This is a genomic window from Micromonospora sp. DT227, from assembly GCF_049841835.1.
Classification (GTDB): domain Bacteria; phylum Actinomycetota; class Actinomycetes; order Mycobacteriales; family Micromonosporaceae; genus Micromonospora.
This window is the reverse complement of the sequence record NZ_JBNCLA010000012.1, coordinates 1-16,293: the sequence shown is the minus strand read 5'-3', so window position 1 is coordinate 16,293 and position 16,293 is coordinate 1. Positions and strand designations below refer to the sequence as shown.

General features: G+C 73.1%; 16 protein-coding genes and 1 pseudogene. 6 read left to right on the top strand and 11 right to left on the bottom strand.

Features of this window, described 5'->3' with window-relative positions; all coding sequences use genetic code 11:
• The first annotated feature begins 80 nt into the window (after positions 1-80).
• Entirely contained in the window at positions 81-737 is a 657-nt protein-coding gene (locus tag ACLQ2W_RS29640) for an amino acid ABC transporter permease (protein ID WP_425790645.1), read from the top strand.
• Positions 734-1,612, top strand: a complete 879-nt coding sequence (locus tag ACLQ2W_RS29635; protein ID WP_425790643.1) for an amino acid ABC transporter permease — start codon at positions 734-736, stop codon at positions 1,610-1,612. The genes ACLQ2W_RS29640 and ACLQ2W_RS29635 overlap by 4 nt, the downstream gene beginning before the upstream one ends.
• A 57-nt stretch (positions 1,613-1,669) precedes the next feature.
• Here the strand turns inward: ACLQ2W_RS29635 and rny are convergent, their stop codons facing one another.
• The 7 genes and pseudogenes from rny to ACLQ2W_RS29600 form a co-directional block, all read right to left on the bottom strand.
• Entirely contained in the window at positions 1,670-3,436 is a 1,767-nt protein-coding gene (rny, locus tag ACLQ2W_RS29630) for a ribonuclease Y (RefSeq protein ID WP_425790641.1), read from the bottom strand.
• Between the two features lie 469 nt (positions 3,437-3,905).
• Complete coding sequence (locus tag ACLQ2W_RS29625; protein WP_425790639.1) at positions 3,906-4,619, bottom strand: 3-keto-5-aminohexanoate cleavage protein; 714 nt, start codon at positions 4,617-4,619, stop codon at positions 3,906-3,908.
• 72 nt (positions 4,620-4,691) lie between these two features.
• Positions 4,692-5,384, bottom strand: coding sequence for a regulatory protein RecX (locus ACLQ2W_RS29620; RefSeq protein WP_425790637.1), 693 nt, complete (start codon positions 5,382-5,384; stop codon positions 4,692-4,694).
• 11 nt (positions 5,385-5,395) lie between these two features.
• Positions 5,396-6,445, bottom strand: coding sequence for a recombinase RecA (gene recA / locus ACLQ2W_RS29615; RefSeq protein WP_107159085.1), 1,050 nt, complete (start codon positions 6,443-6,445; stop codon positions 5,396-5,398).
• A 185-nt stretch (positions 6,446-6,630) separates the two neighbouring features.
• Positions 6,631-6,831 (bottom strand): DUF3046 domain-containing protein, encoded by a 201-nt coding sequence (locus ACLQ2W_RS29610; protein ID WP_018785963.1) that lies wholly within the window; start codon positions 6,829-6,831, stop codon positions 6,631-6,633.
• Positions 6,822-8,140: pseudogene (locus ACLQ2W_RS29605) on the bottom strand (MFS transporter). The gene ACLQ2W_RS29610 and the pseudogene ACLQ2W_RS29605 overlap by 10 nt, the downstream one beginning before the upstream one ends.
• A gap of 67 nt (positions 8,141-8,207) precedes the next feature.
• Positions 8,208-9,350, bottom strand: a complete 1,143-nt coding sequence (locus tag ACLQ2W_RS29600) for an acyl-CoA dehydrogenase family protein (protein WP_405092969.1) — start codon at positions 9,348-9,350, stop codon at positions 8,208-8,210.
• A 154-nt stretch (positions 9,351-9,504) separates the two neighbouring features.
• On the opposite strand from ACLQ2W_RS29600, the gene ACLQ2W_RS29595 reads away from it, so the two are divergent.
• Complete coding sequence (locus ACLQ2W_RS29595) at positions 9,505-10,161, top strand: 4a-hydroxytetrahydrobiopterin dehydratase (RefSeq protein WP_425790634.1); 657 nt, start codon at positions 9,505-9,507, stop codon at positions 10,159-10,161.
• 46 nt (positions 10,162-10,207) lie between these two features.
• Here the strand turns inward: ACLQ2W_RS29595 and ACLQ2W_RS29590 are convergent, their stop codons facing one another.
• A complete protein-coding gene (locus ACLQ2W_RS29590) occupies positions 10,208-10,381 on the bottom strand; it encodes a hypothetical protein (RefSeq protein ID WP_425790632.1) in 174 nt (57 codons plus the stop codon).
• 112 nt (positions 10,382-10,493) lie between these two features.
• Between ACLQ2W_RS29590 and ACLQ2W_RS29585 the strand changes: the two genes are divergently transcribed.
• The gene (locus tag ACLQ2W_RS29585) at positions 10,494-11,261 is read left to right on the top strand and encodes a DUF5753 domain-containing protein (protein ID WP_425790630.1); all 768 of its coding nucleotides are present in this window, start codon (positions 10,494-10,496) and stop codon (positions 11,259-11,261) included.
• Positions 11,252-11,449, top strand: coding sequence for a DUF397 domain-containing protein (locus ACLQ2W_RS29580; protein WP_425790628.1), 198 nt, complete (start codon positions 11,252-11,254; stop codon positions 11,447-11,449). Before ACLQ2W_RS29585 ends, ACLQ2W_RS29580 begins: the two co-directional genes overlap by 10 nt.
• 279 nt (positions 11,450-11,728) lie before the next feature.
• On the opposite strand, the gene ACLQ2W_RS29575 is transcribed toward ACLQ2W_RS29580, so the two are convergent.
• Positions 11,729-12,427, bottom strand: coding sequence for a UdgX family uracil-DNA binding protein (locus ACLQ2W_RS29575; RefSeq protein ID WP_425790626.1), 699 nt, complete (start codon positions 12,425-12,427; stop codon positions 11,729-11,731).
• Positions 12,428-12,513: 86 nt separating this feature from the next.
• On the bottom strand, positions 12,514-13,851 hold the full coding sequence (locus ACLQ2W_RS29570) for an aminotransferase class I/II-fold pyridoxal phosphate-dependent enzyme (protein ID WP_425790624.1): 1,338 nt from the start codon (positions 13,849-13,851) through the stop codon (positions 12,514-12,516).
• A 38-nt stretch (positions 13,852-13,889) separates the two neighbouring features.
• On the opposite strand from ACLQ2W_RS29570, the gene ACLQ2W_RS29565 reads away from it, so the two are divergent.
• The gene (locus ACLQ2W_RS29565; RefSeq protein ID WP_425790622.1) at positions 13,890-15,119 is read left to right on the top strand and encodes a bifunctional pyridoxamine 5'-phosphate oxidase family protein/GNAT family N-acetyltransferase; all 1,230 of its coding nucleotides are present in this window, start codon (positions 13,890-13,892) and stop codon (positions 15,117-15,119) included.
• A 4-nt stretch (positions 15,120-15,123) separates the two neighbouring features.
• Here the strand turns inward: ACLQ2W_RS29565 and ACLQ2W_RS29560 are convergent, their stop codons facing one another.
• Entirely contained in the window at positions 15,124-16,050 is a 927-nt protein-coding gene (locus tag ACLQ2W_RS29560; RefSeq protein WP_425790620.1) for a sporulation protein, read from the bottom strand.
• Between the last annotated feature and the right edge of the window lie 243 nt (positions 16,051-16,293).

Genomic DNA, 16,293 nt, shown 5'->3' with positions numbered 1-16,293 from the left:
CGGTCCGCCACCCGACGTCGCGCCGGGCGGGGAGGTCCTCCTCCCCGCCCGGTCGGTGTCCGAGAGACTGAGAGCGAGGCATGGGCGAGTTCTTCCGCGTCCTGACGGACAACGCGAGCCTGTTCCGCGAGGGGTTCCTCAACACCGTCAAGCTGTTCCTGATCGCCGGCGTCGGCAGCCTCGTCCTCGGCACGCTGCTCGGCGCCATGCGGGTGTCCCCGATCCCCGCCCTGCGGGCGTTCGGCGCCACCTACGTCAACCTGGTCCGCAACACGCCGCTGACCCTGGTGTTCGCGTTCCTCGTCTTCGCGGTGCCGAAGCTGGACGTGAACATCGACTACTTCCCGAGCGCCTGCATCGCGCTGACGGTCTACACCTCGGCGTTCATCTGCGAGGTGATCCGCTCCGGCGTCAACACGGTCGCCACCGGCCAGGCCGAGGCCGCCCGAGCACTCGGTATGACGTTCGGCCAGGTGCTGACGCTGATCGTGCTGCCGCAGGCGCTGCGGGCCATGGTCCCGCCAATGATGAGCGTGCTCATCGCCATGCTGAAGAACACCACGATCGCCGCCGGCTTCTCGGTGCTGGAGGCCGGCGCCATCCCGGCGTACATGTCGGAGCGGGGTGAGCCGCAGTTCGCCGTGCTCACCTGGATCGTGATCGGCTTCCTCGTCCTGATCATCCCGCTGGTGGTGCTCCAGCGGATCCTCGAGCGCAAGTGGGCGGTGGCCCGATGAGCAGCAGCAGCGTCCTCTACGACCTTCCCGGCCCGAAGGCCCGGCTGCGTAACCGGGTCCTCGGCGTCGTGTCGATCGCCGCGATCGTCGCCCTGGTCGCGTTCGTGATCTACAAGTTCGACCAGACCGGCCAGTTCGAGGCCCGCAAGTGGGAGCAGTTCCAGTACGTCGCGGTGCAGCGGGAGATCCTCTCCGGCCTCTGGGCCACGCTCAAGGCCGCCGCCGTCGCCACCGTGCTGGCGCTGCTGTTCGGCGCCGTCTTCGCCGGCGCCCGGCTCAGCGACAAGTGGTTGCTGCGCAGCCCGGCCACGTTCGTGGTGGAGCTGTTCCGGGCCATCCCGCTGCTGATCCTGATCTTCTTCGGCTACTACGTGCCGTTGCAGTACGGCTGGCCGATCGACAAGTTCTGGGCGCTGGTCATCGGTTTGACGCTCTACAACGGCTCGGTGCTGGCGGAGATCTTCCGCGCCGGCATCAACGCGGTGCCGTACGGGCAGTCCGAGGGCGCGTACGCGGTCGGCCTGCGCAAGAACCAGGTGCTCCGGCTGATCCTGCTGCCGCAGGCGTTCCGCTCGATGCTGCCGGCGATCGTGAGCCAGCTCGTCGTGCTGCTCAAGGACACCGCGCTCGGCTTCATCATCACGTACCCGGAGCTGCTCTTCGCCGGCAAGCAGATCGGCGGCCGGCTGGCGTTCGGCCTGCCCTACGTGCCGACCTACCTGATCATCGCGGCCATCTACATCAGCATCTGCGGCCTGCTGTCGGTGCTGGCCTGGTGGTTGCAGAAGCGGCTGAGCCGGCTGCCGCGCAGCGCGGCCAAGCCGGTGCCGTCGACCCAGACCGACGGCGGCGCCGGCGCCACGCAGCTCATCTGATCCGACGGACACGCGACGGGCGGGCGGGGTTCTCCCCACCCGCCCGTCGTCGTTGCGTCAGCGGGCGATCTCGGTGACCCGGGACTCGCGCACCACTGTCACCCGGATCTGCCCCGGATAGGTCAGCTCCTCCTCGATCTGCTTGGCCACGTCGCGGGCCAGCACGGCCGCGCCGATGTCGTCCACGTCGTCCGGCTTGACCATCACCCGGATCTCCCGGCCCGCCTGCATGGCGAAGACCTTTTCCACGCCGAGCTTGCCGGCCGCGATCTCCTCGATCCGCTCCAGCCGCTTGACGTACGCCTCCAGGCTCTCCCGCCGGGCCCCGGGCCGCCCGCCCGAGCAGGCGTCCGACGCCTGGGTGAGCACCGCCTCGATGGTCTGCGGCGGCACCTCGTTGTGGTGCGCCTCGATGGCGTGCACCACGTCCTCGGCCTCGCCGTACTTGCGGGCCAGGTCGGCGCCGATGATGGCGTGGCTGCCCTCCACCTCGTGGGTGAGCGCCTTGCCGATGTCGTGCAGGAACGCGCAGCGCTTGATGGTCGCCACGTCCAGGCGCAGCTCCGCGGCCATGGTGCCGGCGATGTGCGCGGTCTCCACCAGGTGCTTGAGCACGTTCTGCCCGTACGACGTCCGGTAGCGCAGCCGGCCCAGCAGGGTGACCAGCTCCGGGTGGATCTCGGTGATGCCCACCTCGACCAGGGCGTCCTCGGCGGCCCGGTGACACAGCTCCTCCACCTCGTGGCGGGCCAGGTCGTAGACCTCCTCGATCCGGTGCGGATGGATCCGGCCGTCCAGCACCAGCTTCTCCAGCGTCAGCCGGCCGACCTCCCGGCGGACCGGGTCGAAGCAGGAGAGCAGCACCGCCTCGGGCGTGTCGTCGATGATCAGGTTGACGCCGGTGACCGACTCGAAGGCGCGGATGTTGCGCCCCTCCCGGCCGATGATCCGGCCCTTCATCTCGTCGCCGGGCAGGTGCAGCACGCTGACCACGCTCTCCGCGGTCTGCTCGCTGGCCACCCGCTGGATGGCGTCCACCACGATGTGCCGGGCGCGCTGCTCGGCGGTGCCCCGCGCGTCCGACTCGATCTCCCGGACCAGCAGCGCGGCCTCCCGCTTCGCCTGTCCCTCGATCGACTCGACCAGCTCGGCCCGGGCGGCGTCGGCAGTCAGCCCGGCCACCCGCTCCAGTTCGCGGCGGCGCTGCTCCTCCACCTCGGTCAGCGCCCGTTCGCGCTCGGCCAGCGCGGCCTCCCGGGCGGCGAGCGCGGCGGTCGCGGCGGTGAGTTGCCGCTCCCGTTCGGCGAGCCGTTCCACCTCCTCGGTGTGCAGCCGCTCCCGCTCGTCCATCCGGGCGGCCCGGCGCTCCACCTCGGCGGCCTGCTCGCGGGTGGTGGCGGCGAGCACCGCGACCTCCCGCTCGCCGCTGCGTCGGGCGGTGGTACGCAGTTGCTCGGCGTCCGCCTCGGCCTGCTTGTGCGCCCGCTCCAGCACGGTGTCGGCCTCGGCGCGGGCGTCGTCGAGCACCCGTCGTGCCTCCGCCCGGGCGGCCTTCGCCTCGGCCTTCGCGCCAGCCGCCTCGGCCCGGGCCGCGGAGGCGGCCGACTTCGCCACGTCGATGGTGCTGTTGACCTCGTCGGCGGCGGTACGCAACGCGGCCAGGGACTGTTCCTGCCGGTCCTTCTCCGCGATGAAGGCCGGGTCCTCCGGTGCCGGGGCCACGCTGAGCCGCTGGAGCGCCCGCACACCGAACAGCACGGCGCCGACCACCACCACGACCAGCAGCAGCACCACCACGAGGAGGACGACGTCGAAGGCGCTCATCGCAGACCGCCGGTGAACCTGTGCCGCCGCGCCATGGCCGCCTCCCCTGAACGTCGGCGCCGCAGGACACGCGCCGACGGGCACGCGCCTGCGACTCTGGACGCCCGACCGGAGCGGCTGGCTGTGGGCAGCTTTCCGTCGGCGGTGCCCCTTCGGGGGGAACCGCCGGCGGCCGGTTGCAGTTGTCGGACGCTCCGGACCGGGTCCGGAGCTGCCGTCAAGGGCCGGTGAAGCTGGCCAAAATGATGCTGTTCTGTTACGCGATCTATGTTGTGCGCTTAGCCTGCGCTGGTCGGGCAAAGTGAGCCTGTATGGCGAGGCTAGGTCGCGAGGACCCGTTCGGTCAAGGAGTCATGATCAAACCACCCGGACGGAGAGAAGTTGAGCCGTCACGGATTGCTGAGAATATGCCGGACAGGGCCGGACAAACCTCGCCGCCTGTCATCCTAGCGTGACGTTTCCCGGCTGCTCAGACCCCATCCCCCGGGGCGTGCTGCCGGGCGGCGGCGACCAGGGCGGTGTTGTCCGGCGCGCGGCTGCCGTCCGGGAGCAGCAGCGTGTCCTCCAGGCCGATGCGGGTGTGCAGGCCCCGACGGACCGCCTCGGCGAACACCGGCCAGGTGGCCGGACCCTCGCCGTGTAGCAGCACCGGCGGGCACCCGGTCGGCAGCGCGGCGAGGATCGCCACCGCGTCGGCGAGCGCCGCCTCCGCCGGTTCGGTCATGCACTCCACGAGGACCCGGCCGGTCGGAGTCGGCCAGCGACGCCACGCGTCGACCGCCGCCACCGTCCAGAGGCCGGCCTCGACCATGACGCCGCGCTCGTGCAGGGCCGCCGCGACCGCCGCCGCGCCCGGTTCGTGGGCGTTGACCGAGGCGAAGTCGGGCCGCACCGTCCAGGCGCGCACCGCGGCCACCCGCTCGGCCGGGTCGGGCACGATCCAGGCGCCGGTGCTGACCCCGACCGGCAGGCCGGGGCAGGCGGCCCGGACGGCGTCGACCGCCGCGGCGATCACGGCCGGGTCGAGGGACTCGACGCCGCTGTCGTCACGCGGGTGCACGTGCACCGCGGCCACCCCGGCGGCCGCGCAACGGGCGGCGTCGGCGGCCAACTCGGCCGGGGTGAGCGGGACGGCGGGGTGCTCGTCCCGTCGCCGCCCGCCGTTCAGACACGCCTTCAGCACCGGTGTGCACCCCTTCTGCCATGGCGCCCGGGACGCCGCTGGCGCCGGACCATCGCGTCCGAGCCCGGACGCTCAGTCGTGCCGGCGGGCGTCGAGGTCGTTCTCCGCGTCGGCCAGGGCGTCGGCGTCGATGTGCTCGGCGAACTCCGCCGCCTCGGCGCTCTGCGCGGCCAGCGCGTCCTTCACCGCACGGATCGCCACGCCGGCCGGGTAGCCCTTACGCGCCAGCATGCCGACCAGACGCCGGAACACCGCATCGGGCTCGCCCCGGGCGGTGCGCAGCTTCCGGTCCACCAGGGCGCGGGCGGTCTCCGCCTCGGCCTCCTCGTCGATCCCGTCCAGCGCCGCGCCGGCCAGCTCGTCGTCGACGCCCTTCCGGCGCAGCTCGTTGGCGAGCGCCCGGCGGGCCAGCCCACGGCCGGTGTGCCGGCTGCTCACCCAGGCCTGGGCGAAGGCCGCGTCGTCGACGATGCCGACCTCGTCGTAACGGTCGAGGACCTGCTCGGCCACCTCTTCGGAGATGCCGCGCCGGGCGAGCGCGCCGGCCAGCTCGGCCCGGGTCCGTGGTCGGGTGGCGAGCTGCCGCAGGCAGATCTCCCGGGCCAGCTCGGCCTCGTCGCGCGGCGGAGCCGGAGCCTCCCCCGGATCGGACTCCGCCGCGCGACCACGGCGGCCACGGCGGGGCTGGGGCGCGCCGGTGGCGTCACCCGTACGGGGTGGGCTGGCATCCCAACCCCGTCCCGTACGGGCGCGTCGTCCTGCCACTGGTCAGCGGATCAGAAGTCGACCGGCGGCAACTCCGGGCCGCCGGCGGCGTCGCCCGCACCACCGGTGCCGACGCCGAGCTTCTCCAGGATCTTCTTCTCGATCTCGGCCGCCACGTCCGGGTTCTCGCGGAGGAACTCGCGGGCCTTCTCCTTGCCCTGGCCGAGCTGGTCGCCGTCGTAGGTGTACCAGGCGCCGGACTTGCGGATGATCGCCTGCTCCACGCCGACGTCGATCAGGGAGCCCTCGCGGGAGATGCCCTTGCCGTACATGATGTCGAACTCGGCCTGCTTGAACGGCGCGGCGACCTTGTTCTTCACGACCTTGACCCGGGTGCGGTTACCGACCACGTCGGTGCCGTCCTTGAGGCTCTCGATGCGGCGCACGTCGAGCCGGACCGAGGCGTAGAACTTCAGCGCCCGACCACCGGTGGTGGTCTCCGGGCTGCCGAACATCACGCCGATCTTCTCGCGGAGCTGGTTGATGAAGATCGCGGTGGTGCCGGTGTTGTTGAGGATGCCGGTGATCTTCCGGAGCGCCTGGCTCATCAACCGGGCCTGGAGGCCGACGTGGCTGTCGCCCATCTCACCCTCGATCTCGGCGCGCGGCACCAGGGCCGCGACCGAGTCGATCACGATGATGTCGATCGCGCCGGAGCGGACCAGCATGTCGGTGATCTCCAGCGCCTGCTCGCCGGTGTCCGGCTGGGAGACCAGCAGGGCGTCGGTGTCGACGCCGAGCGCCTTCGCGTACTCCGGGTCGAGCGCGTGCTCGGCGTCGATGAACGCGGCGATGCCGCCGGCCCGCTGGGCGTTGGCCACCGCGTGCAGGGCGACGGTGGTCTTACCGCTGGACTCCGGACCGTAGATCTCGACGACCCGGCCGCGGGGCAGACCGCCCACGCCGAGCGCCACGTCGAGCGCGATGGAGCTGGTGGGGATGACCGCCGTCTGCACGACGGGCCGCTCCCCCAGCCGCATCACCGAACCCTTGCCGAACTGCTTGTCGATCTGAGCGAGAGCAAGGTCTAGCGCCTTCTCCCGGTCAGGACCTGCCGCCATCGTTGCCACCCCTGCCTTCGCCGGCGTCTTTCCTGAGCTTCGCGTCACGCGGGACACGCTAGGCGCTGGGTCCGACAGAAAACCAGCCGACGGGCCGTGAGCTGTGGACGAGCACCCCGCTGTGGACAATAGCCGAACAGGTGTACGACTGGGCAAGCGACACGCGGAACCAGAGAAAAGGCTGCTCAGCGTAGTCGTGCGGGCACGCGGTCGGGATACGCGGCGACCACCGCGCGCCACACCACGTGCGTTTCCTCACCGGCCGCGAGCGCCTGCTCGACGGTCCGCCCGCCGAGCTGCGACAGCACCTGGTCGCTGGCGATGCTGGCCGCGTAGCCCGGCCCGAACGCCTCCTCCAGACGCGTCCAGAAGTCGGTCAGCCGCACGTGTTCAGCCCTCCTCGTCGAGTGGTTCCGCGCCGGGACGCCGCACCGCCAGCGCCACCAGCGGCACCACCGCGATCGCCGCCAGCAGGGTGAGCGTCGGGTACCCCACGGCCCGCATGACGAACCCGCTCACCGCCGCCGCGCCCGCCCCGGCCAGCCCCATCAGCAGGTCGGACAGGCCCTGCACGCCGGGCCGGTCGGCGGCGGGCACCGACTCCGACAGCAGCGTCGAGCCCGCCACCATGGTGCCCGACCAGCCCAGCCCGAGCAGCGCCAGCCCCACCGAGAGCGGCGGGGTGTGGTGCCCGGCGGTGCCGGCCACCGCGCACGCGGCCAGCAGCAGCGCCACGCCGCCGAGGATCACCGGCCGCCGCCCCAGCCGGTCGGTCAGCCAGCCCACCACCGGCGAGAACGCGTACATGCCGGCGATGTGCAGGCTGAGCACGATGCCGACCACCCGCAGCACGTCCGCGTCGGAGTGCCACTCGCCGAGATGCACCGGGGTCATCGACATCACCGCGACCATCACCAGGTGCCCCACCGCGACCGCGGCGATGCCGAGTCGGGCGGCCGGCCGCCGGCGTACCGTCCGCCACGCGGCGACCATGCCGCCGCGGCGGGTGACCGCCCGGTCCGGGCCGGCGGGAGCGGCCGGTTCGGCCGCCGCCAGCCGGCGCGCGGTGCGCAGCGGGTCCGGCCGGAGCAACGCGAAGAGTACGACGGCAGCAAGCACGAACGCGACGGCGCTGAAGACGAACGGCCCGGCCAGCGTCGGCACGCCCCAGCCCCGGGTGGCGTCGTCGGCGAACGAGGCGAGGTTCGGCGCGGCCACCGAGCCGATGGTGGTGGCCCAGACCACGAGCGACAACTGCCGGCCCCGACGCGCCGGCTCGGCGAGGTCCACCGCCGAGTAGCGGGCCTGGAGGTTGGCCGCCGTGCCGCCGCCGAACAGCAGCATGCCGACGAAGAGCAGCGGCACCAGACGGGTCACCGCGGCGGCCACCACCAGCACGCCGCCGGTCGCGCCGACCAGGTAGGCCAGGACCAGACCGGGGCGCCGCCCGCGCGCCGCCATCAGCCGGGTCACCGGCACGGCGAGCAGCGCCGCGCCGACCACCCCGGCGCTCTGCGCCAGCCCGGCCAGGGCGGTGCCGGCGATCCGGGCGGCGAGCAGCGCGCCGACCGAGATGCCGATGGCCACGCCGAGGCCGCCGACGATCTGGGTGAGGAAGAGCAGCCGGAGGGTACGCCGCTGGATGGCGGCGACATCGGGCCGGGGCGGGGCCGGCGCGGTCAGGTCGGTGGCCATGGCGCTCCTGGTGGGGACGGGTGCCCCATCCTTCCGCACCGGACCGACCGGCCGGCACCCGGTTTCGCTACAGGCCGAGGCCGCGGCCGATGATCTCCTTCATGATCTCGGTGGTGCCGCCGTAGATGGTCTGCACCCGGCTGTCCAGCCACGCCTTCGCCACCGGGTACTCCGCCATGAAGCCGTACCCGCCGTGCAGTTGCACGCACCGGTCGGCGACCCGGGTCTGCAACTCGGTGGTCCACCACTTCGCCTTCGCCGCGTCGGTCACCGAGAGCCGACCCGCGTCGTGCTCGGCGACGCAGTGGTTCACGAACGTCCGCGCGATGGTGACCTCGGTGTCCAGCTCGGCCAGGAGGAACCGGTTGTGCTGGAAAGAGCCGATCGGGCGGCCGAACGCCTCCCGCGAGCGGGCGTACTCCAGCGTCAGCGCGAGCAGCTTCTCGCAGGCCGCCACGGCGGCGACCGCGATGCTCAGCCGCTCCCGGGGCAGGTTGGCCATCAGGTGGTAGAAGCCCTGGTTCTCGGCGCCGATCAGGTTCTCCGCCGGCACCCGGCAGTCGTCGAAGAACAGCTCGGCGGTGTCGTTGGCCTTCAGCCCGACCTTGGCCAGCCGACGCCCCCGGCCGAAGCCCGGCGTGTCACGCTCCACCACCACCAGGCTCACCCCGTGCGCGCCCTGCTCCGGGGCGGTCTTCACCACCACCACCACGAGGTCGGCCAGCTCGCCGTTGGTGATGAACGTCTTCTGGCCGTTGAGCACCAGCGAATCACCGTCGCGGACCGCGGTGGTGCGGATGCCGGCCAGGTCGCTGCCCGCGCCCGGCTCGCTCATCGCGATCGCGGTGACCAGGTCACCCGAGCAGAAGCCCGGCAGCCAGCGCTTGCGCTGGTCGGCGGTGGTCAGCTCGGTCAGGTACGGCGCCACCACGTCGTTGTGCAGACCGAAGCCCAGCCCGGTGCAGCCGGCCGCGATGATCTCCTCGTCGAGCACCGCGTTGAACCGGAAGTCACGCTGCCCGCCGCCGCCGTACGCCGGGTCCACGTCCGGGCCGAGCAGCCCGGCCGCGCCCGCCTTGCGCCACACCGCGCGGTCGACGACGCCCTCGGCCTCCCACCGCTCGTGGTGCGGCACCGCCTCCCGGGCGAGGAACCGACGGCACAGGTCCCGGAACTCGTCGTGCACGGGCTGGTAGAGATGCTGCTCCATGGCGGCCAGTCTGGCACCGCTCACCCACCCTGGACAGGGGCCACATGCGCGAACGCAGCGAGGGCCGTGAGCGCGTGCCCGGCCGGCACAGCGCCGCTCGCAACCTGTGTGCCCCGGGGTGGCGGGTCGGCGGGACACGCGTCAGGATGACCCGATGGCCACGCTGACCGGAGCACAGATCGCCGACGCCGGGCTGGACGGGTGGACGTACCTGCTGGGCGCGTTGCACACCCGCATCCGTACCCCCGACTTCGCGGCCGGGCTGGCGTTGGTGGCCGCGGTCGGCGCGGAGGCCGAGCGGGTGGACCATCATCCCGACCTGGACCTGCGCTACACCTTCGTGGACGTGCGGCTGTGGTCGCACGACGCGGGCGGCGTCACCGGGCGGGACGTGCGCCTGGCCCGGACGATCTCGGCGCTCGCCGCCGACGCCGGCCTGTCGCCGTCCCCGGCCGGGCTGTCCCGCCTGGAGTTCGCGCTGGACAGCCCGGAGCACGCCGCCGTCGCGCCGTTCTGGCGGGCGATCCTGGCGTGGGAGCGACCGGGCGGCGCGGACGCCACCGACGACGAGGTACGCGACCCGGCCGGCGCGCTGCCCACGATCTGGTTCCAGGCGTCCGGCGGCGAGGAGCCCCGGCAGCGCTGGCATCCGGACGTCTGGGTCGACCCGGCCGCTGTCGCGGCGCGCATCGAGGCGGCGCTCGCGGCCGGTGGCACGCTGGTCAGCGACGCGGAGGCCCCGAACTTCTGGATGCTCGCCGACCCGGACGGCAACCGGGTCTGCCTGTGCACCTGGCAGGGACGCGCCTGACCCGTCGGCTCCTCAGCGGGCGGGAGGCGGCTCGGCCCGCCGCCGCTCAACCACGGTCGGGCCGGTCGGGTTCGGCGTCCCCCGACCGGCCTCGCGCCGGTGGCGACCCGGGCCGTTCCGTCCGCTTCGCGTGGGCGCCGGCCCGGTCGGGATAGGCCGTGGCCGGCTGCACCACGTCGACCGGCTCGTTCTCGCGTTGGAACCACTTCCACCTGGGCATCTCCGCACCTCCGCATCGCCGCCTTCCGGCAGGATGCCGCGTGGTGATAGGACCCTCACACTGCGTTGATGTATGTTCGAGAGACGTCGGGGACGTCCACTGAGGAGATGCCGTGAATCACGGACTCATCGCGGCCATGGCCGAGGCCGGGGAGACTGCGGAGAGCCTTGCCGCGCAGACCGGCGTGGACCCCAAGACGGCACAGCGGTGGGTCAGCCGTGGGCGCATCCCGCGCCCGGTGGCCCGCTCCCGGGTCGCGTCCATCCTCGGCAAGGACGTCAAGGACCTGTGGCCGGACGTACTCAAGAGACGCGAGCCGTCATGGTTCCGGCCGTGGGCCGACATCGAGCGGGAGGCCCTCGCCCTCCGCGGCTTCGAACTGGCCTGGGTGCCCGGGCTGTTGCAGACCGAGGCGTACGCCAGGGCGACACTGGCGATGGAGTCACTGACGCTGGAGGAGGTCGAGGCGCTGACCGCCGCCCGGATCGAGCGCCAGTCGATCCTGCGCCGGTCCCGGCCTCCGCTCTTTGTCGCCGTCATGGACGAGGCGGTCCTTCGTCGTCCGGCCAACTCGGACCGTTCGGTGATGCGCGAGCAGTGCCTGCACATCCTCGCCTGCACCGAGTTGACCTCTGTGCGGGTGCACATTGTCCCTCTCGGCTCACCGCTGTACCCAGGAATGGGGGGTCCGTTTGCGATGGCCGAGATGCCCGACGGCACTCGGGTCGCTCACATCGACGCCCAGGTGAGGGCGCAGATCATTGAGGACCGGGAGGATGTCGGCATCCTGGAGCAACGCTGGGCACGCATAGTAGGAGAGGCTCTCCCTCGAACCCAATCGGCCAACCTGATCAGAGAAGCGGCAGCATCATGGACCTGAGCAGCGCGCATTGGCACAAGAGCACGAAGAGCGGCAACAACGGCGGCAACTGCGTGGAAGTGGCTGCCGATCTCCCCGGTGTCGTCGCGGTCCGGGACAGCAAGGACCGAAAGGGGCCGGCGCTGGTGTTCGCCTCGGAGACCTTCCAGACGTTCGTCGCCGCACTCAAGGAACAGCACCCGGCCTGAGCACAACGCGCCTCCCAGGATTCGACACGCCGATGGGGTGCGGTTCGTGCGGTCGGCGTGTCAGGGGCCGGGAAGACATCACCTCGACGTCGTATGCCTCTGAGTCATAATAATGACGCAGAGGTATATCGCATTCAGGTGACAGGTCTCCCGGCACGACCGGACCGCCAGACTGCCGGATCGCCAGACCGCCGGATCGCGCCGGAACCACAAGCGCCGGTAGGCATGTCCATGCCGGGGACGCCGCTCGAATCGGGAACCGGAAGAACGCAGCCGACCTCAGCGCAGCACGCCGGCCGCCACCTTGAGGTCGGCGACCAGGCCCTCGTACGCGATGTCCTGGTTGTCGGCGCGCAGCACGGCGGACGGATGGATGGTGGCGAGCAGCCGGGTGTCCGGCGCGTCGGCGACCGCGCCGGACCGGTCCACCGGCACCCGCGCGAAGTCCTCCGGATGCTGGGCGGCGGCCGGCCAGGGCAGCAGCTCGCCGCGCTGTCTCGTCACCCGGAACGTCGGGCCGAGCAGCGCCTTGGCGGCGGTGGCGCCGAGCACCACCACGATCTCCGGGCGCAGCCGGGCGAACTCGGCGACCAGCCAGGGCCGGCAGGCGGTGATGTGCACCCGGTCCGGGGTCTGGTGGATGCGCCGCTTGCCGCGCAGCTCGAAGCGGAAGTGCTTGACGGCGTTGGTCAGGTAGATCTGGCCGGGGTCGAGGCCGGCGTCGTCCACCGCCTTACGCAGCAGTCGGCCGGCCGGGCCGACGAACGGCAGGCCCTGCTGGTCCTCCACGTCGCCCGGCTGCTCGCCGACGAAGACCAACCGGGCGCTCTCGTCACCCCGACCGAAGACGGTCTGCGACGCGTCCCGGTACAGCTCGCAGCCACGGCAGCCGGCCGCCGCGGTCCGCAGCGCGTCGATGGTGTCCGCCGACGGCGGGATGAACTCCTGCGCGCCGGGCGCGTTCTCGGTCTCGGCCATGCGGACCGTTCTACCCTTTCCGCCGTCCGGCACGCGGCATCTGCCAGCGCGCGTGTTAAGAGGGGGCCCCTGCTATACCGAAGGCGTTAATAGGGGGCCCCGCCTTTCACGGGCCGCACCGCGTGGGCGAGTGCGTCGGCTAGCGGCGGCAGGTCGGTGTCGTCGAGCGTGCTCACCGTGATCCGGACGGCGGGCGCCGCGGCGATCCGGTAGAGGCTGCCGGGCGCCACCGACCAGCCGGCGTCGCGCAGGGCGGTGACCGCGACCGTCTCGTCCGGCACCGGCACCCAGACGTTGATCCCGGTGCGCCCGTGCGCGGCCAGCCCGCGCGCGGCGAGCGCGGTGACCAGTCCGTCCCGCCGCCGGTCGTAGCCGTCCGCCGCGCGCCGCACCAGCGCGGCGGTGGCCGGATCGCGCCAGAGCGCCAGGACCAGGTGTTGCAGCACGGTGGAGACCCAACCGGCGCCGACCTGCGCCCGGCCGGCCACCCGGGCCACCGTGGCCTCGTCGCCGGCCAGCACGGCGAGCCGCAGGTCGGGCCCGTAGGGCTTGCTCACCGACCGGACGAGGGCCCACGCCGGGGTCACCCCGCCGAGCGGGTGCAGGGGTACGCGGGCCAGCTCGGCGGCGTGGTCGTCCTCGATCAGCAGCAGGTCGGCCCGCTCGGCGAGCAGCGTGCGCAGCGCCTCGGCCCGGTCGGCGGAGACGGCCGCGCCGGTCGGGTTCTGGGCCCGGCTGGTCACCACCAGCGCCCGGACGCCGGCGGCCAGCGCGACCCGCACCCCGGCCACGGTCGGGCCCTCGTCGTCCACCGGCACCCCGACGGTACGCAGCCCGAGCGCGGCGATCAGGTCGAGCAGATTGGCCCACCCGGGGTCCTCCACCGCGACCGCGTCGCCGGGCCGTAGGTGAGCGGCGAGCAGCCGCTCGATGCCGTCCAGCGCGCCGCCGGTCACGGTCAGCTCGTCGGCCGGCACCCCGTCGGCGGCGAGCCGTTCCCGGGCGGCGGCGGCCAGTTCGGGCAGGACGGCGGCGTCCGCGTACCCGGTGGCGGGCCCGAATCCGGCGGCGAGCGCGGCCAGGTGCGGCCCGAGCGGTGGTAGCAGCCGGCGGTCGGGGTGGCCGCTGGCGAGGTCGCGGGTGTCGGGGCGCGGTGGCGGCAGCAGCGCCGCGCGGCGGGCGGCCACCGGCGGGCGGGGTCGGACCCGGGTGCCGTGCCGGCCGGCGGTGACGACCAGGCCACGCTGTCGCAGTTCCTGGTACGCGCGGGCGACGGTGGCCGGGCTGACGCCCAACTCGCCGGCGAGCGCCCGGACCGCGGGCAGCGGGTCGCCCGGGGCGAGCGCGCCGGCGCGGACGGCGGATTCCACGCTCGCCGAAATGGCCGCCGACGTGGCACCGCTGATCTGATAACGTGCTGACACAGTTTGGAGATTGTACTAGAACAAAATCGGGAGATCGCATGTACCCCCGGACCGAGCGCACCACCGCCACCCGCACCCGCGACCGGATGCACTACGACCGGGCCACCGCCCACGCGCTGCTCGACGAGGCGTACCACTGCGCGCTGGCGTTCACCTCCGACGGCGAGCCACGCGTCCTGCCGACCCTGCACGTCCGCCTCGACGACACGCTCTACCTGCACGGCTCCACCGGCAGCCGGCCGCTGCTCGCCGCCCGGGGCGCGGACGGGCTGCCGGTCAGCGTCGCGGTCACCCACCTCGACGGGCTGGTCTACGCCCGTTCCCAGTTCCACCACAGCGCCAACTACCGCTCGGTCGTCGCGCACGGCACCGCCCGCCTCGTCGACGACGCCGACGAGAAGGCCCGGGTGCTGACCGCGCTGGTGGAGAAGGTGGCCGCCGGCCGGTCCACCGAGAGCCGGCCGCCGAACCGGCGCGAGCTGGCCGAGACCGCGGTGCTGGCGCTGCCCCTGCGGGAGGTGTCGGTGCGGATGCGCACCGGTGGCGTCAACGACGAGCCGACCGACGCGGAGCTGCCGTACTGGGCCGGGGTCCTGCCGCTGCGACTGACGCCGGGCCGGCCCGAACCGGACGCCGGCGTCGTCGCGCCGGTGCCCGCGTACCTGCGGCCGGCCCGCTCGCCCTGGCGGGATCCGGTGGTGCTGCGCGGCGAGCACGTCGTGCTGGAACCGCTGGACCTCGCGCACGCCGACGAGCTGAACGCCGCGACCGGGGACCCGGACGTCTGGCGACACCTGGGCGATCGGCGGCCGACCGACGTCGCCGGGATGCGGCGGATCATCGCCGGCTACCTCGACGCCCAGCAGGACGGCGAGCAGGTGTACTGGGCGCAGCGCTGCGCCCGCACCGGCACCGTCGTCGGCACCACCTCCTGGTACGAGATCGACCCGGTCCGCCGGTCGCTGGCGATCGGGTACACCTGGCTGGGCCGGCCGTGGTGGCGGACCGGCGTCAACACGGAGGCGAAGCTGCTGCTGCTCACCCGGGCGTTCGAGGAGCTGGACGCGGTTCGCGTGGTCTGGCACACCGACATCCGCAACGAGCGCTCCCAGCGGGCCATCGAACGGCTCGGCGCGACCCGGGAGGGCGTGCTGCGGCACCACCGGCAGCGCCCCGACGGCTCCTGGCGGGACACCGTGCAGTACTCGATGCTCGCGCCGGAGTGGCCGGACGCACGGGCCCGGCTCCGTCCGGCCGTTTCCGCCTGACACCTCAGGTGCCGTCGCCGCCGCCACCGCCGCCGACGCCCCCGCTGCCGGCCGTGCCGCCGAGGCCGTAGCCGGGGGCGACCGGCTGGTCGGGATGGCGGCTGACGTGCGCCGACTCCCGGATCGTGGCCGACCAGTCCGCGTGCGCGGCGGCTGCGGCGTGCCGGTCGATGGCGTGCCGCAGCCAGCCGTCCACGGTGGCCACCCAGTCCCGCTGGTCCGCTCCGGTGTGCCAGACCCGGAACCGGCTGATGCTCTGGTGGGTCACCCCGGCCAGGGACAGCCGCCGGTCCAGCCAGAACAACACCTCCATGCCGGCCGAGTCGGTCAGCATGATCACTTCCAGCTCGGTCATCGGGCCGGCGTAGAGCGGGGCGGCCCAGAAGCCGAGCCGCTGCTGGAACGGCAGCGTCTGCGCCACCCCGGGCAGCCGGCCCTGCTGGAGTCCCGCCTGCCGCATCACGAAGCCGAGCGTGTCCAGCGCGGCGAGCAGGTGCTGCTGGGTGGGCAGCGGGTGCACCAGGACCGGCACCATCTCGCCCTGGTCGAGGTCCGGGTCGACGGACACCTCGGTCCGCAGCCCGGTGCGTAACGTCATCAACGGCACCCCGCCGAACACCGTCACCGGCGTCGCCCAGGGCAGCGGCACGGCGAAGTCCACCGCCCGCCGCCGCCCGCCCGGCACCACGAACCGGCCCGCGATCGGCCACTGGTGGTACTGCACCAGCCGGCGCGGCGCCCCCGGGTCCTCCGGCTCGACCTGGGTGACCAGCCCGAGGCGGATGTGCCGGACCAGGACGTCCTCGCCGTCGGCGGCCAACGTCACCCGACCCGGCAGGCGCAGGCCCGGCCGGGTGCTCGGGTTGGGCAGCGTGGTGGTGACCGAGAGCCCGGTCCAGGCCGACCCCCGCGACACCCCGGTGAGCCGCATACCGGGGCATTCCCCCTCCCCACCCACCCACACCCCGCCCGCCCCCTCCCCACCCCTCGCTGCCCCTGTTTCACGGAAAGAGTGGCTATCCGGCCTCGGATAGCCACTCTTTCCGTGAATCTGCGCCCGGGGTGGGGGTGGGGGTGGGGTGGGGGGTGGGCGGGGTGGGACGCTCCTATGGTGCGTCAAGTGGTTGGGGTGGGTTTTCGAGGCGTCGGTAGAGGTCTCGGGCGATGTAGCGCT

Bases quoted from the DNA above. Each gene is read 5' to 3' on its own strand.
- ACLQ2W_RS29575 (WP_425790626.1), bottom strand. From the start codon at position 12,427: ATGGCCGAGACCGAGAACGCGCCCGGCGCGCAGGAGTTCATCCCGCCG.
- rny (WP_425790641.1), bottom strand. From the start codon at position 3,436: ATGAGCGCCTTCGACGTCGTCCTCCTCGTGGTGGTGCTGCTGCTGGTC.
- ACLQ2W_RS29560 (WP_425790620.1), bottom strand. From the start codon at position 16,050: ATGCGGCTCACCGGGGTGTCGCGGGGGTCGGCCTGGACCGGGCTCTCG.
- ACLQ2W_RS29565 (WP_425790622.1), top strand. From the start codon at position 13,890: ATGTACCCCCGGACCGAGCGCACCACCGCCACCCGCACCCGCGACCGG.
- ACLQ2W_RS29635 (WP_425790643.1), top strand. From the start codon at position 734: ATGAGCAGCAGCAGCGTCCTCTACGACCTTCCCGGCCCGAAGGCCCGG.
- ACLQ2W_RS29600 (WP_405092969.1), bottom strand. From the start codon at position 9,350: ATGGAGCAGCATCTCTACCAGCCCGTGCACGACGAGTTCCGGGACCTG.
- ACLQ2W_RS29595 (WP_425790634.1), top strand. From the start codon at position 9,505: ATGGCCACGCTGACCGGAGCACAGATCGCCGACGCCGGGCTGGACGGG.
- ACLQ2W_RS29640 (WP_425790645.1), top strand. From the start codon at position 81: ATGGGCGAGTTCTTCCGCGTCCTGACGGACAACGCGAGCCTGTTCCGC.
- ACLQ2W_RS29590 (WP_425790632.1), bottom strand. From the start codon at position 10,381: ATGCCCAGGTGGAAGTGGTTCCAACGCGAGAACGAGCCGGTCGACGTG.
- recA (WP_107159085.1), bottom strand. From the start codon at position 6,445: ATGGCGGCAGGTCCTGACCGGGAGAAGGCGCTAGACCTTGCTCTCGCT.
- ACLQ2W_RS29580 (WP_425790628.1), top strand. From the start codon at position 11,252: ATGGACCTGAGCAGCGCGCATTGGCACAAGAGCACGAAGAGCGGCAAC.